Genomic DNA, 14,991 nt, shown 5'->3' on the forward strand with positions numbered 1-14,991 from the left:
GGTTTTTGCGGGGGGCCCCCGTCCCCGTCAGGCGATCCTCAGCTCACGTGCTCCACACGGGCCCGCTCCCGTTCGAGGCGCTTCGCCTTCTGCGTCGCGAGCGTCAGCTCCTCCTCGGCGACGGTGATGACGTTGCCCTGGGGATCGGTCGCGACCGTGCCGTCGGCCCGGGTGACGAGCAATCCCTCGGGCTGCTCGTCGGACCGCTCGCCGCACTCGTTGAACGCGACGCGTTGCGCGTGGACCGTGTGGGCGTCGGACAGCAGCTCGGTCACGTTGCGCTCGGAGACCACCAGATCCTGGAACTTCGTGGGCAAGGACGCGATGATCCTCTCGTGCTCGAGCATCCGCTCGTACATCGCATCGCGACGGCTCTCGAAGCTCTCGTAGGTCATCTCCTGGTAGGCGACGGCCTCACGATGGGCGTTGTTGACCGCGGCCTGCGCGCGTCCTTTGGGGGACGCCAGGGAGACCAGGACGGTCACGGCGAGCGTCGCGATGATGACGCTCAGGGAGAGGCCGGTGGTGACCTCGGGGACGTCCAGCGGCTCGCCGCCGTTGAGGAACGGGAGCTCGTTCTCGTGCAGGGCGTGCAGCACGAGCTTCACGCCGATGACGCCGAGGATGATCGAGAGCCCGTAGGAGAGGTAGACGAGACGGTCGAGCAGTCCGTCGATGAGGAAGTACAGCTGGCGCAGACCCAGCAGCGAGAATGCCGTCGCGGTGAACACGACGAAGGTGTTCTGGGTCAGGCCGAAGATCGCCGGGATCGAGTCCAGCGCGAACAGCAGGTCGGTGCCGCCGATGGCGATCATGACCAGCAGCATCGGGGTGAGGACGCGCTTGCCGTTCTCGATCGTGACGAGCCTGTCGCCGTCGAACTCGTCGCTCGCCGGGAGGACCGCCTTGATCAGGCGCACGAAGAGGCTGTCCTTCTCCTCCTTCTCGGGATCGTCGGCCTTGAGCTCGCCGAGGATCATCTTCATCGCCGTGTACAGCAGGATCGCCCCGAAGATGTAGAAGGCGAAGGAGAGGCGGTCGATCGCGACCGCGCCGATCGCGATCATGCCCGACCGGGCGATGATCGCGAAGGTGATGCCGAACAGCAGCACCTTCTGCTGGTCCTCGCGCGGCACGGCGAAGGCACCGATGATCACGAGGAACACGAAGAGGTTGTCGATCGACAGGGCCTTCTCGGTGACATATCCGGCGAAGTACTCGGTGCCCATGCCGGCGCCGCCGATCACCAGGACGGCCACGCCGAACAGCAGAGCGATGCCGACGTAGATCCCCGACCAGACCGCGGCCTCGCGGATCGTGGGGATGTGCGCCTTGCGCACATGGAAGAGGTAGTCGAAAGCCAGGAGGCCGACGATCAGGATGATCGTCAGGATCCAGACGAGAGGGGGTACGGACATGGAGCTGCCTTCCGGGTCGTGTGACTGACCCGGGTCTCTCCACCCGTCGAGGATCTCGACGGGCCGCTGCGTCCGGAGTGCCTGTGGAGGCCCTCGTGATGACGTACGCAGCGTGGCGGATACTCCCCCGTTGCCTGGTAGAAGTCTACTGGGAAAGCTGAGGAAGGCCCGAGAATCGTGGGGGAGGAGCGTTCAGGCTCCTCCCTGGATCCTCGGGCCTTCCCGTGCCGTGCGTTGTCGCGCGTGGCCCGTTCCCAGGCTCAGCGATCCTCGCGCTTCTCGACCTCGTCCTTCAGCTCGGCCTTGTCCATCGATGACCGGCCCTCGACACCCTGCCGTCTGGCGTCCTCGTAGAGCTGGTCCTTGGTGCGGCCCTGCGGTCCCGAGTGGGAGTGCTCCGCGCCGCGCTCGGCCGGGGACTTGTCCGCGAGGGACGTCCGGCTGGCCTCCTCGGACTCGCCCTCCTGGGCCCGGGTCTTGTTCACGGTGCGGGCCGCGATCTCCTCGGCCTCGTCCTCCGAGCGACCCTTGTCCTGCAGGCCCTCCTTGACGTGCTCGTACTGGCGTTCCCGCTTGGCGCTCCATGCGTCGGGCATCATCTGCTCCTGTCCGTCAGGTCCTCCAGGGATGTTCCGTGTCCTGCGGCGTCGGGCGACATCGCTGCGTCCTCACTCCCGCCGCGAGTCACCGGTCATGCTGCCGATGCTGTTGGACGGGGTGCTGCCGTCGCGCCAGCGCAGCAGGGCACCGACCCCCTCGGGGATCCCCTCGGCGTCCTCCGGGAGGGCGGAGACCGCCGCATCGGTGAGCAGCGCCGCACGCAGCAGCTCCTCGATGGTCGATGGGGCGTGCCCGCTGACGAACACGAGCTCCTCGACCTGCCCGCGGTCCAGCGCCTGGGCCACCTCGTCAGAACCTCCGACGGAGGCGCCATCGCGGGCCTGGCTCTCGCGGAAGCGGTCCGCGAGGTCCTGCAGGCGTGCGGCGACGAACTGCTCGGCGGCGCGCACCAGCTCGGTGCGGAACGGTCCCTGGTCGAAGGCGACGCCCCGCGTGCCGCCCTGGACCTCGATCACGCGGTCGCGGGTCTCGCGCCCCAATGCGTCCTTGAGCAGACCCATGGCGCGCACGTCACCGCTCAGCATCAGCATGTCGGGGGAGCGCTCGCGCACGATGCGCTCCACCGTCGCGGCGACGGCGTCGGCATTGCGCTCCCAGGAGTCCTCGACCCGTGCCTCGACACTGCTCCCTCGCCAGCCGTGCTGGGCTCCGCCGGGACGAGCCTTGTGCAGCTCGTCGTGGCCGCCCTCGACGTGGGCATCTGCGCCCAGATCGTTGGGGCCGCGGGCGATCGACGGGTTCTCCGGGGCCCGCAGATGCAGGTCTGCCCCGGCGCGGTCCACGACGACGAGCAGCTGGCTGACCGCGTACGGGGTCAGCTGCAGCAGCGGGAGCAGCTGAGGATGGTCGCCGCGATGGGCGGACTCCTGCAGGGGAGGCACCGGGAGCACCCGGTCCACGAGGATCTCCGAGTCCGTCGCGAGGATCGTGCGGCCGTTCCTCCCGCCGATCGGGGAGGGGCTCAGCACCGTCTCCTCGATCTGGTCCAGGAGGTCCGAGGGAGCACCGTCGGCCGAGAGGCCGGAACGCATCCGGGCCCACCGCGCCTCCAGCTCACCGGCGGCGTGCGGATCCGTCCGGGTCGTGTCCAGATGGACCGATGTGATGGGACCGGTGGTTTCGAGGGCCGGCTTCAGCCAGGGCAGTTTCACGAATGACCTCCTGCGTGCTCGACGTGCGGCGGGACCGAGCTCCCAGCTCGGCCTCAGTGCACCGCGTGGGTCACCTCACCTTTCCACGCGGACGGGGCCGCCGCAAGGAAATGGCGGAACAGGTGGAGGGGCGGAGTGCGGAACCGGCCGACGGGCTCGGCCGTCGGCCGGCGTCGAGTGTGGGCGTCCGGCGTCCGGCGTCCGTCTCCCGTCGGCAGTTGCCCGTCGTGCGTCGATCGTGGTTCGTCGGTAGTCGCCGGCTCGTGGTCGTCAGGAGGTCTGCTCCTCCGCGCGCAGCAGCTCGCCCAGGTACCGGGCGATCCGGCGGGCCGCAGGCAGCTCGAGATCTGATTCGACCTCGGGGTTGTAGTTGGTGTTGGTGTTGATGTCGTAGGTGACCGTGCGGCCGTCGACCGTGGTCATGTACTCGATGCCGGCGATCTCGATGCCGAGGTCCGCGAGCAGCGACCGGTACCGGAGGATCAGCGGGTCCTCGTCCGTGATCTCGGGCCGGATCCGGAACATCGGCTCGGGGGCGGCATCGATCTCGGGCCCGGCCCCTTCCGCAGCACCTGAGCCGGTGCCCGGCAGCGCACAGGCTTCGGCCGGGCACAGCTCGAAGCCGCCGGCGGAGGTGTCCACACGCACCGCGTACACGAACTCGCCGCCCACGAACTCCGCGCGGGTGATGGACGGTTCGGTGGCGACCAGGAGCTCCTGGAGCAGGGTGATCCCGTCGGCCGCCTCTTCGAAGTCGTCACCGCGCACATAGGCGTCGAAGGACTCGTGATCGTCGAAGCGGCGCACCCCGAGCCCCTTGCCGCCCTGGTTGTGCTTCGTGATGAAGGGGGCCGCGATGCCCTTCGCCGAGTCGATGAGGCCGTCGCGACCGAAGACCGCCACGGTGCGCGGCACGTCGAACCCGGCCCGACGCAGGGCTGCGTGCTGGATGACCTTGCTGACCTCGAGATCGGCGACGTGCTGGCCGCCCACTACCCGTCGGCCCCAGGCGGCGGCCCACGCGGTGATCGACCGTGCGGCGTCCTTCGCGAGGGGAGCCTCCCGGGTGTGCGAGGACGCGCTGAGCCGGGACCAGATCACGCCCGCCGGCGGCTCGGCGTCGAGATCCAGCGTGCCGGCGCCGAGCGGCCACTCCACGAGGGGGACCCCTTCTGCCTCGAAGGCGCGTCGGAACGGGGGGATCCACTCCGGGTTGTCGTGCAGGACGTGCACGGCCGGGGTGTCGCGCGGGGCAGTGGCAGACATCATTGTTCCTTGGATCCGCTATAAGGTGGACTGTCAGTCTAGTCGTCCGCGGAGTCGATCGACGGGCGAGGGGTCGTGGGGGTCCGGGCCGGCTGAGGGTCCTGGCCGTCCGGTCTCGTGATGCACCGGATCGTCAGACGCCGACGCCGGTGAACGCACCCCGGAATCGTGCTGCGGGGTGCGCCGCGGGCAGCGTGTCCGTGCCGGTCAGCTGGCTGCGCAGGGTGCCACCCTGCTCCGGCAGGCGCCCGCGTTCTCGGAGGATCGGTGAGACCAGCTCGGCGAAGTCCGTGACCGTGTCATAGGAGTGGTACTGGCGCAGGTTGATGCCGTCGATCCCGTCGACGTCGAGCCAGTGCTCGATCGCATCGGCCACCACCTCCGGCGTCCCCGCCACGAAGAAGCGGTCCTGCCAGGCCTCGTCGACGGCGTCGAGCAGCTCTCCGATGGTGGAGGACCCGCCCTTGCGGCCCACCGGGGTGTCGGCGGGAAGTCCCTCGATCTCGAGTGCCTCGGCGATCGTGCGCTCCCGCGGATGGTCGAGGGCGCGGATCGGCACCGACTGGTGCACGAGCATCCCCTCGGTGGAGCGGTGCTCCTGGTACTGCGCGAGCTTCGCGTCGACCTCGGCCTGGGTGCGGCCCGTGATCACGGCGGCCTGCACCACGAACTTCGGATCGGACGGATCGCGGCCGGCCTCCTCCGCGGCGGCCCGCACGGCGGGGACGGTCCTCTCCAGCAGCGGGCCGTGGGTGAAGACGACCTCCGCGTTCTGTCCTGCCCGGATCGCGCCGGCGGGCGACGCCGTGGCGAGGATCAGGGTGGGGGTGCGCTGCGGGGAGGGTTCGGACAGGTGCGGGCCGGCGACGGAGAAGTTCGGCCCCTCGTGGTCGATGCGATGCACCTTCGAGGGGTCGGCGTAGATGCTGTTCTCCGCGTCGCGCACCACGGCGCCGTCGTCCCAGGAGCCTTCCCACAGCTTGTAGAGGACCTCGAGGTACTCATCGGCGATCTCGTAGCGCTGGTCGTGCTCGATCTCCTCGGCGAGCCCGAAGTTCCGGGCGGCGTTGGGGAGGTAGGAGGTGACGATGTTCCATCCCACGCGGCCTCCGGTGAGGTGGTCGAGCGTGGACATCCGCCTCGCGAAGGAGAAGGGCGGCTCGTAGCTGGTGGAGAAGGTGATCCCGAAGCCGAGGCGCTCGGTGACCGCGGCCATCGCCGGCACCACCATCATCGGATCGTTGTTGGGGATCTGCAGGCCCTCGCGCAGCGCGGTCTCCGCGGAGCCCCCGTACACGTCGTAGGCACCCACGACGTCGGCCAGGAAGATCGCGGTGAATCCGCCCTCCTCGGCGCGGCGCGCGAGCTCGGTCCAGTAGGCCACGTCGGTGTAGCGGTGCCGGTTGTTCCCGGGAAGCCGCCAGAGACCATGGGTGATGTGGCCGACGCAGTTCATCTCGAACAGGTTGAGGATCAGCGGTTTGGGGGCCACGGGATCTCCGATCGTGAGGGCGGGTGATGACACCTCGCACGATCCGTGCTCGGGGAGCTGTCGCGCACCTCCTGTGAACCACCGTGACGCCCATGCTCCGTGCGGTGCCCTCGGCCGACCCGCGCGTTCGCGAGGCGTCATAAATCTTTGGTCTGCCCTTATCGGCGCTTATGTTCCGGGATGACCCATCGACCGAGGAGACGACCGTGCGACGACGATCCCTGGCAGCTGCTGCTGCCACCGCCTGCGCGAGCATGCTGCTGGCCGGCTGCGGAACGGCCGACCCCGCGGCCGCGCTGACGGCCGGGACGAAAGAGGGCGGGGAGCTGGTCTACGCCACCGACCGCGAACCCACCTGCCTGGACCCCCACAACACCGGGGACATGCCGCAGACGTACATCGCCCGCCAATACCTCGACTCGCTGGTCTCGATGCAGGAGGACGGCTCGGTGGTGCCCTGGCTCGCGGACTCGTGGGAGATCTCCGCGGACGGTCTCACCTATGACTTCACCCTCAAAGAGGGCGTCGAGTTCACGGACGGCGAGCCGTTCGACGCCTCCGCGGTGGTCGCGAACTTCGAGCAGATCATGGATCCTGCGACGCAGTCGTCCACGGATCTGCTGTACCTCTCGCCCTACTTCGACTCCGCCGAGGCCGTCTCGGAGCACGTCGTGCGGATCCACCTCAAGCGACCCTACTCACCGCTGCTCACGGTCCTCTCCCAGGCGTTCTTCGGCATGGAGTCCCCGACGGCGATGGCTCGCGGGCTCGAGGAGAACTGCCAGTCCCCGGTCGGGACCGGCCCGTTCATCGTCTCCGAGTGGAAGCGCGGACGGGAGGTCGTGATGGTCCGCAACGAGGACTACACCTCCGCCCCGGCCGATGCGAAGCACCAGGGACCCGCCTATCTGGAGAAGCTCACCTGGCGATTCCTCAAGGACAACACCGCACGGTTCGGTGCGCTGCAGTCCGGCCGGGCCCACGCGATCTTCAACGTGCCGCCCGAATCGGTGCCCGCCGCGACGGCGGATCCCACGATCAGCACCGAGGACTTCGTCCACTCCGGAGTGCCGTTCTCCCTCGACCTCAACACCACCGGCCCGGCGCTGTCCGACATCCGCGTGCGCCGGGCCATCGTGCACGCCTCCGACGCGCCGGGCATCGTCGAGAGCGCCTATGCGGGGGTGTTCCCGTACGAGGGGAACTCGATCTCCACGGGCACCCCCGCGTACGACGAACGGTTCCACGAGCCCTACCCCTACGACGAGGCCGCCGCGGACGCACTGCTGGACGAGGCGGGCTGGACCGGCCGCGACGCCGAGGGGTACCGCACCAAGGACGGCCGGACCCTGTCGCTGCGGTTCCCCTACACCTCCGATCCCGGCGAGACCCCGCCGGCGGACCTCACCATCTACCAGAACTTCCAGGCCATGCAGAAGCGCGTCGGGGTGAAGGTCGAGCTCGTCCCCACCGATGCCTCCACCATGACGGCGCTCAAGAAGGATCCGACGCAGTACGACATCCAGGGCCGCTACTGGAACAGCCCCACCCCCAACGTCATGTACATCAAGTACTCCCAGGAGACCCTTGATCTCGGCAACGGCCAGAACGTGTCGCTGGCCTCGGACGAGGAGCTCGACGCGACGCTGCTCGAGGCCGCCGCCACCACGGACCCGGACCAGCAGGACGCCCTCTACTCGGCGGCCCAGGAGCGACTGACCGCTCAGGCCTGGCACATCCCGCTGTACCCGGTCCAGACCCGCCTGGCCACGCGATCCGACCTGGTCGAGGACATCTGGATCGAACCGAGCGAGGGCGAGCCCGTCCTCCACGACGCCTATCTGCTCCGGGAAGGGCTCTGAGATGACTGTGAAGATCCTCGAGAGTCCGCGTTCTCGATGGCGGGCCCCGGCCCGCCGTGCCGCCTCGCAGCTGGGCTCGGCGATCCTCCTGCTGTGGGCGGTCGCGACGATCGTGTTCTTCCTCCAGCACATGGTCCCCGGCGATCCCGCGCTCGCCATCCTCGGCGGTGCCTCGGCGAACCCTCCCGAGGAGACGGTCCAGGCGGTCCGCGAGCAGTACGGCTTCGACCAGCCGCTCCTCGTGCAGTACGCCGCCTTCCTGGGTGGTCTGCTGCACCTCGACATCGGCGAGTCCTACACGATGAAGGAGTCGGTGCTCGCCGTGATCGGGGAGCAGATCATCCCCACCCTTCAGCTCACTACCACGGCGCTGCTGATCGCCTGGGTGATCGCCCTGGCGCTGACGCTGCTCAGTGCGGGACGCTCGGGCCTCGTGGGCAGGATCGGCTCGGCGATCGAGGTCGTCTTCGCGGCGCTGCCGCACTTCTGGCTGGGCGTCGTGCTCCTGGTGGTCTTCGCCGTGGTGCTGCATTGGCTGCCGGTCGTGGACGGCGGGCCGCTCGGCCTGATCCTGCCGTCCCTGACCCTCGGCATCCCGCTGGGCGGGTTCCTCGCCCAGGTCACGCGCGACGAGTTCGACGCCGCGCTGCGCGAGCCCTTCGTGCTCTCGGCCCGTTCTCGGGGCGCGACGCTGCACGACGTGCGCTGGCGACACGTCCTGCGCCACGCGGCCCTGCCCGGCATCGCGCTGTCGGGGTGGGGGCTCGGGTCGCTGATCTCCGGCGCCGTCGTCGTCGAGGTGATCTTCTCCCGGCAGGGCATCGGCCAGGTGCTGGTCAGCGCGGTCACCGCGCAGGACCTGCCGCTCGTGGTCGGGGTGACGTTCGTGGTCGCCCTGGTCTACGTGGTCGCCAACCTCCTCACGGATCTCGCCTATGTCGTGGTCGACCCCCGGCTGCGCACCTCGATCGGACGTGCCTCATGACGCTGCTCGCTCCTGCTCCCGAAGCTGCCCTCGCCACGGAATCCCCCCGCCCGCAGTCCCGGGCGGTCCGTCGCGGTCCGCTGCGCCGACCCGGCCTCCTGCTGGCTGGTGGCGTGGTCGCCCTCGTGGTGCTCGCCGCGCTGGCCCCGGGGCTGCTGGCTCACCAGGATCCTCTCGAGATCGACCTCGCCTCGAGCTTCGACGCGCCGAGCCTCCAGCATCCCTTCGGCACCGACCAGTCCGGCCGCGACGTGTACAGCAGGGTCGTCCACGGCGCGGGGCAGTCGCTGACCATCGGACTGGGCGCCACGGCGATCGGGCTGCTGGGAGCGTTCATCCTCGGCCTCGCCGGTGGTCTCGGCGGCCGGTTCGCCGATGCGGCCGTGACCCGCGTGATCGAGGTGCTCTATGCCTTCCCCGGCATCCTGCTCGCCCTGATCCTCATCGCCGTCTACGGCAACAGCGCCCTCACGCAGATGGTCGCGGTCGGGGTGGCGTCCATGCCGGGCTACGCCCGGATGGTGCGCGGTCAGGTGCTGTCGGTGAAGGGCTCGCTCTACGTCGAGGCCGCCCGCTCCCTCGGCCATTCACCGCTGAGGATCCTGCTGCGCACCATCCTCCCCAACACGTTCCGTCCCCTGACCGTCCTCATCACGCTGGGCATCGGCCAGGCGATCGTCTGGGCCGCCGCTCTCGGCTTCCTCGGCATGGGTGTCCAGCCGCCCACCGCCGAGTGGGGCGCGATGCTCAACGCGGGCCGCAACTACATCCAGCAGGCCTGGTGGATGGACTTTTTCCCCGGCATCACCATCGTCCTGTTCACCCTGTCGCTGACCGTGATCGGTCGTCACCTCCAGCGCGCCACCGATTCCGGAGCTGCCCGATGACCCCGATGACGCCGCTGATCACCGCCGAGAACCTGGCGATCGCTTTCGACGGCACGCCCGTCGTCCACGACGTCTCCTTCACCCTGCGTGCCGGCAGCTGCCTGGGGATCGTCGGCGAATCGGGCTCCGGGAAGTCGGTCACCGCCCGCAGCCTGCTGGGTCTGAACGGCGAGAACGCCACGGTCACCGGGACCAGGCTCGAGGTCCGCGGAGAACCGCTCTCCTCTGCCGACCGGCCCGCTGCGACGGATCTGCTGACCGCCACTGATCTGCTGACTGCCACGGAGCAGCAGTTCCGCCGCCTGCGCGGGAGCCGGATCGGCTACGTCCTCCAGGATGCCCTGGTCTCACTGGACCCGATCCGCACGGTGGGCTCCGAGATCGCGGAGCCGCTGCGGCTGCACGGCGTGCCGCGGGCGGAGCGCGGGGCGCGGGTCCGCGAGCTCCTCGTCGCGGCGGGGGTCCCCGAGCCGGAGCTGCGCGCGCGGCAGCTGCCCGGCGAGCTCTCCGGCGGTCTCCGCCAGCGCGCCCTGATCGCCGCCGCGCTCGCCCTGGACCCGGAGATCCTCATCGCCGACGAGCCCACCACGGCGCTCGACGTCACCGTGCAGGCCGAGATCCTCGCGCTGCTCGAGGACAACCTCTCCGCGGGCAGGGCGATCATCCTGATCAGCCACGATCTCGCGGTCGTGGAGCGACTGGCTGATCAGGTGCTGGTCATGAAGGAGGGGCGGGTCGTCGAGCAGGGCCCCACTCACGAGGTGCTCACCCGCCCGCAGCATCCCTACACGCAGCGGCTGATCGCCGCCGTGCCCTCCGCGCACTCGCGGGGCGAGCGGCTGTCCGCTGCACCGCCGCAGCAGATCCCGTCGGCCCGCACCTCGCCGTCGGCCCGCTCCTCGCCGTCGGTGCGTCCCCTCGACGTCGGCCCGGTGCTGTCGGTCCAGGGGGTCTCCAAGCGCTATCGGGGGCCCGACGGCCGCGATCGCACCGTGGTCGACGACGTCTCCTTCGACCTCCATGCGGGGGAGACCCTGGGCATCGTCGGCGAATCAGGGTCCGGGAAGTCGACCACCGCCTGGATGTCCCTGGCGCTGACCCGGCCGACGACCGGCACGGTCCTGCTGGACGGCCGGCCCTGGTCCGAGCTCCCGGAGCGCAGACGCCGGGCGCCCCGGCGGGGGATCTCCGTCGTCCACCAGGATTCGCTCGGCTCCTTCGACCCGCGGTGGACCGCCGGCCGGATCATCGCCGACGCCCTGCCTGCGGACGTTGCCCGCGGCGACCGCGCCCGACGGATCGGGGAGCTGCTGGACTCCGTCGGACTCAGCCCCGAGCACGCCGCACGTCACCCTCTGTCCCTCTCGGGCGGCCAGCGACAGCGGGTGTCCATCGCCCGCGCGCTCGCCACCGACCCCGAGATCCTCGTCCTGGACGAGCCCGTCTCGGCCCTCGACGTGTCGATCCAGGCGCAGGTCCTGGATCTGCTCGGCGACCTCCAGCAGGCGCTGGGCACCGCCTACCTGTTCATCTCCCACGACCTCGGCGTCATCCACCACATCAGCGACCGCGTGCTCGTCATGCAGGGCGGCCGCATCGTGGAATCCGGAACCGCCGACGAGGTCTTCTTCACCCCGCAGCACGACTACACCCGGCAGCTCGTCGACGCGCTGCCCCGCCCCCGACTCGAGGAGTCCGCATGACCGCCATCAGCACCACCCGACCCGCACCCACCTACGCCGAGCTGCGGGAGCGCTTCGCCCCGGTGCTCTCCCAGATCGCCGAGGGGGCGGCCGAGAGGGACCGGGATCGACGGCTGCCGCACGCCGAGGTGCGAGCGCTCGCCGAGGCCGGCTTCACCGCCGTCACCGTGCCCACGGTCCACGACGGCTCCGGAGCGGATATCGAGACCTTCTTCCGTCTGCTCATCGATCTCGGTGAGGCGGACTCCAACCTCCCGCAGCTGCTGCGGGCGCATTTCGCCTTCGTCAACGACTTCCTGATCGGCGGCGAGGAGGGGGACCCCGGCGCCTGGTTCTCCGAGATCGTGCAGGGCGCGGTCTTCGGCAACGCCAGCCACGAGCGCAGCACCGCGACCGTCGGCGACCTCGCGACCACCGTGACCCCCGCGGCCGACGGATTCCGGCTCTCGGGGGAGAAGCACTACTCCACCGGCTCGATCTTCGCCGACTGGATCAACGTCTCGGCCCGCACCCCGGAGGGCCGGCGGGCCCGCGTCACCGTGGGGATCGCCGACGCCGGCGTGACCGTGCGCGACGACTGGGACGGCTTCGGCCAGACCCTCACCGGCAGCGGATCCACCCTGTTCACCGAGGTCCACGTGCCGACCGACCGTGTGCGGGTGCTCGAGAGCCGCGGGGACGGCGCCACGACCACGCAGACCTCCTTCCTGCAGCTGGTGCTCCTGGCCTCCTTGGTGGGCGCCGGCCGCGCCGCGCTCCGCGAGGGGATCGAGTTCGTGCGCTCACGCACCCGGGTCTACTCGCAGGGCAGCGGGACGACGGCGGCGGCCGACCCGCTCGTGCAGCAGGTCGTGGGGCGGCTGTCGGCGAAGGTGGCTTCGGCGCAGGACGCGGTGCTCGCCGCCGCGCGGGCGCTCGCCCTCGCGCAGGAATCCGTCGGTGAGCCGGACCACGAGCACCTCACCGATGCCGCCGAGCTGCGCACCGTCCAGGCCCAGATCACCACGGTCGCGGACGTGCTCTCGGTGACCACGGAGCTGTTCGAGGTCGGCGGGGCATCGGCGACCTCACGGGGACGTGCGTTGGACCGTCACTGGCGCAACGCCCGCACCCTGGCCTCGCACAATCCGGTCATCTATCAGGAGCGCGCCATCGGGGACCGGTTGCTGAACGGCACCGATCTGCTGTATTTCTGGTCGACCGGGGAGAAGCGCTCAGGGCTGCAGGAGCAGCACGTCCCGCATCCCGCACGGCAGTGAGGGCATCGCGCAGAGCAACCCGCAGGGCTTCCCGCCCAGGGGCCCGCGACCTCAGCCCCTGTCCTCGAGCACCAGGCCGGCGTCGCGGGAGACATCGCGCCACGTCTCGGCGAGGGAGTCGACCGTCGCATGGGCGTTCAGGCCGCTGGGCTGGTGCATCACCCACAGGGTGACCTCCGTGGGCCAGCCCGGGACCAGCTCCGGGTCCTGCCGACCCATCCGGGCGTGGGGCAGGCCGAACGCGGTGCGGAACGCGGTGATGCCTGCGATCGCGACCGCACGCGGCTGCGAGGTCTCCGCGCGGGCGGCCAGCTCGCTGCCGCCGACGCGCAGCTCCTCCCGGCTGAGCTCGTCCGCGCGTGCTGTCGCGCGCGCCACGAGGTTCGTCATGCCGATGCCTCGTGCGCGCAGCTCGCGCTCGTCCTGCTCCGCCAGCCCGCGCGAGGCATCGACGAGGCGGGAGGTGAGCCCCGCGCGGTGCAGGGACGGCCAGAACCTGTTGCCGGGCCGGGCGAAGGGTGCGTTGACCGCGGCGGTCCACAGGCCGGGGTTGATCCCGACGATCAGCAGTCGTAGGCGCTCTCCATGATCGGGGTCGGGCATCACGTCCTCGAGCGCGGATCCGTCCGAGCCGGCGAAGGCGGCCAGATCGTCACGGGTGGGCCTGCGCCCGTCGAGGGGAGAGACGCGCCGGATGCTCATCCGGGCACTGTATCCGGGGCCGCCGAGGCACGGCCTGCGCGTACTGTGATCGCATGCGTCCCTCAGAGGCAGGCCGACTCCACGTCATCGCCGGGCCGATGTTCGCCGGCAAGACCGAGGAGCTGCTGCGTCGTGTGCACCGCGCCGAGCTCGCCGGGCTGAAGGTCGAGGTGTTCGGCCATCGGCTCGATGACCGCGGCGGGCAGGACAGGCTCAGCACCCACATCGGACGCACCGTGCCTGCCAGGATGCTCCAGAGCGCTCAGGACCTGCGCGAGGCGGTCACGGGGGAGCGCCCGGACCTCGTGGCGATCGACGAGGCCCAGTTCTTCGGCCCGAGCATCGTCGCGGTCGTCGAGGAGATTCTCGTGACCGGGATCCAGGTGGAGGTCGCCGGGCTGTGCGTCACCTACGACGGCGGACCCTTCGAGCCGATCCCGAGCCTGATGGCGCAGGCGGAGGAGGTCGTGAAGCTGACTGCGGTATGCACCGTGTGCGGGGCGGACGCCGCCTTCCACATCCGTCTGCTCGACTCCGACGCGGACGCGCTCCAGGCGACGGCCGAGCAGATCGGTGGCACGGAGCTGTACCAGGCACGCTGCCGCGCTCATCGCTGACTCAGTGCGGTGTGCGGTGTGCGGTGTGCGGTGTGCGGCGTGCGGCGTGCGGTGTGCGGTGCGCGGCGTGCGGCGTGCGGTGTGCCGTGCGCAGTGCGCGGTGTGGGGTGCGGCAGGCCGATCAGGTGATCGGGTCGCTGCCCGGCTCGACGGCCTCGATGATGTCGAGGTCCCACTGGCCGTCGATGCGGCGCACGTAGAAGCGCGTGTCCACCGACTCCGACTGACCGTTCTCGGTGAACGTCTCGGTGACCTCGAAGATCGCGTAGCCCTGACGGTTGGTGCGATCGGTGACCTCGTAGCTCACGCCCGAGACCCCGGAGATGTTCGCGTCGAACACGTCGCAGGAGGTCAGGCCGGTCGCCTGCTGGAACTCGTCGGTGGTCGATTCCATGAACAGGTCGCAGTCGGCGGACTGCAGCGAGCTGTAGAAGTCATCGAGGGTGTCCTCCGGGTTGCCACGATCCAGGATCTTCCACCCGATGAAGAGGGCGAGCGCCGCGACCAGCAGCAGCCCGAGCAGGGCCACAGCGCCCAGCACGAGCCAATGCCAGGTGGGCCGCTTCGGCCGTTTCGGCGAAGCCTTCTGAGGCATCGGTGATGCCTGCGCGTACGCCATGGTGTGTCCCCCGAATGCTCGCATCGTCGTCCCTGCACCTGCAGTATTCCGCATCGGGGCGGCATCATGTGCCGCCCCGGATGGGGAGGGGTGCCCATAGCCAAGCCGCCGTGCGCCTCCCTGCCGAGGTGGGGAGTGCTCTTGCTCCGCAGCTCTGGCCTCCCATGATTGGGGAGAGGTGCCCATAGCCCCGCCGCCGTGCATCTCTCTCCCGAGGCGGGGAGGCGCATCCGGGGGCGTGAGGTGATGAGGGCGGCCGCATAGGGCGGAGCCTGCACATCTGGTGCCTGTGGACGAGGGTGGGGGCGGACGACGAAGCCTGCGCAACCGGGCTCCCGCTGAGGCAGGTTCGCCGCGCCGCGCTGGACTGGACGTGCCTGGAGGCCGCCGCGGTCGATAACCTTGTGCA

Annotated in this window: 13 protein-coding genes; 6 read left to right on the forward strand and 7 right to left on the reverse strand. The window is 70.1% G+C overall.

Features of this window, described 5'->3' with window-relative positions:
• Nucleotides 1-38: 38 nt before the first annotated feature.
• The 5 genes from ACT3UL_RS16945 to ACT3UL_RS16965 all read right to left on the reverse strand — a co-directional run bounded on the left by ACT3UL_RS16945 (nucleotide 39) and on the right by ACT3UL_RS16965 (nucleotide 5,981).
• Entirely contained in the window at nucleotides 39-1,418 is a 1,380-nt protein-coding gene (locus ACT3UL_RS16945; protein ID WP_444579540.1) for a TerC family protein, read from the reverse strand.
• Between the two features lie 260 nt (nucleotides 1,419-1,678).
• Nucleotides 1,679-2,014 (reverse strand): plasmid stabilization protein, encoded by a 336-nt coding sequence (locus ACT3UL_RS16950; RefSeq protein WP_444579541.1) that lies wholly within the window; start codon nucleotides 2,012-2,014, stop codon nucleotides 1,679-1,681.
• A 72-nt stretch (nucleotides 2,015-2,086) separates the two neighbouring features.
• The gene (locus ACT3UL_RS16955) at nucleotides 2,087-3,190 is read right to left on the reverse strand and encodes a baeRF2 domain-containing protein (RefSeq protein ID WP_444579542.1); all 1,104 of its coding nucleotides are present in this window, start codon (nucleotides 3,188-3,190) and stop codon (nucleotides 2,087-2,089) included.
• A 270-nt stretch (nucleotides 3,191-3,460) separates the two neighbouring features.
• Nucleotides 3,461-4,456, reverse strand: coding sequence for an ATP-grasp domain-containing protein (locus ACT3UL_RS16960; RefSeq protein ID WP_444579543.1), 996 nt, complete (start codon nucleotides 4,454-4,456; stop codon nucleotides 3,461-3,463).
• Nucleotides 4,457-4,589: 133 nt separating this feature from the next.
• Nucleotides 4,590-5,981: an NtaA/DmoA family FMN-dependent monooxygenase gene (locus tag ACT3UL_RS16965; protein ID WP_444579544.1), complete on the reverse strand. Its 1,392-nt coding sequence runs from the start codon at nucleotides 5,979-5,981 to the stop codon at nucleotides 4,590-4,592.
• A gap of 173 nt (nucleotides 5,982-6,154) precedes the next feature.
• Between ACT3UL_RS16965 and ACT3UL_RS16970 the strand changes: the two genes are divergently transcribed.
• The 5 genes from ACT3UL_RS16970 to ACT3UL_RS16990 are packed head-to-tail and all read left to right on the forward strand — an operon-like array spanning nucleotide 6,155 to nucleotide 12,644.
• A complete protein-coding gene (locus tag ACT3UL_RS16970; RefSeq protein WP_444579545.1) occupies nucleotides 6,155-7,810 on the forward strand; it encodes an ABC transporter substrate-binding protein in 1,656 nt (551 codons plus the stop codon).
• A gap of 1 nt (nucleotide 7,811) precedes the next feature.
• A complete protein-coding gene (locus tag ACT3UL_RS16975; RefSeq protein WP_444579546.1) occupies nucleotides 7,812-8,795 on the forward strand; it encodes an ABC transporter permease in 984 nt (327 codons plus the stop codon).
• A complete protein-coding gene (locus tag ACT3UL_RS16980; RefSeq protein ID WP_444579547.1) occupies nucleotides 8,792-9,682 on the forward strand; it encodes an ABC transporter permease in 891 nt (296 codons plus the stop codon). Before ACT3UL_RS16975 ends, ACT3UL_RS16980 begins: the two co-directional genes overlap by 4 nt.
• Complete coding sequence (locus ACT3UL_RS16985) at nucleotides 9,679-11,385, forward strand: dipeptide ABC transporter ATP-binding protein (protein ID WP_444579548.1); 1,707 nt, start codon at nucleotides 9,679-9,681, stop codon at nucleotides 11,383-11,385. The genes ACT3UL_RS16980 and ACT3UL_RS16985 overlap by 4 nt, the downstream gene beginning before the upstream one ends.
• Entirely contained in the window at nucleotides 11,382-12,644 is a 1,263-nt protein-coding gene (locus ACT3UL_RS16990) for an acyl-CoA dehydrogenase family protein (RefSeq protein WP_444579549.1), read from the forward strand. Before ACT3UL_RS16985 ends, ACT3UL_RS16990 begins: the two co-directional genes overlap by 4 nt.
• Before the next feature lie 51 nt (nucleotides 12,645-12,695).
• On the opposite strand, the gene ACT3UL_RS16995 is transcribed toward ACT3UL_RS16990, so the two are convergent.
• Nucleotides 12,696-13,346: a mismatch-specific DNA-glycosylase gene (locus ACT3UL_RS16995; RefSeq protein ID WP_444579550.1), complete on the reverse strand. Its 651-nt coding sequence runs from the start codon at nucleotides 13,344-13,346 to the stop codon at nucleotides 12,696-12,698.
• Nucleotides 13,347-13,399: 53 nt separating this feature from the next.
• Here ACT3UL_RS16995 and ACT3UL_RS17000 point away from each other — a divergent pair, with 53 nt between their 5' ends.
• Complete coding sequence (locus tag ACT3UL_RS17000; RefSeq protein ID WP_444579551.1) at nucleotides 13,400-13,963, forward strand: thymidine kinase; 564 nt, start codon at nucleotides 13,400-13,402, stop codon at nucleotides 13,961-13,963.
• A gap of 121 nt (nucleotides 13,964-14,084) precedes the next feature.
• Here the strand turns inward: ACT3UL_RS17000 and ACT3UL_RS17005 are convergent, their stop codons facing one another.
• On the reverse strand, nucleotides 14,085-14,582 hold the full coding sequence (locus tag ACT3UL_RS17005; RefSeq protein ID WP_444579552.1) for a hypothetical protein: 498 nt from the start codon (nucleotides 14,580-14,582) through the stop codon (nucleotides 14,085-14,087).
• Nucleotides 14,583-14,991 lie beyond the last annotated feature (409 nt).

This window comes from Brachybacterium sp. 107, from assembly GCF_052379725.1.
Lineage (GTDB): Bacteria > Actinomycetota > Actinomycetes > Actinomycetales > Dermabacteraceae > Brachybacterium.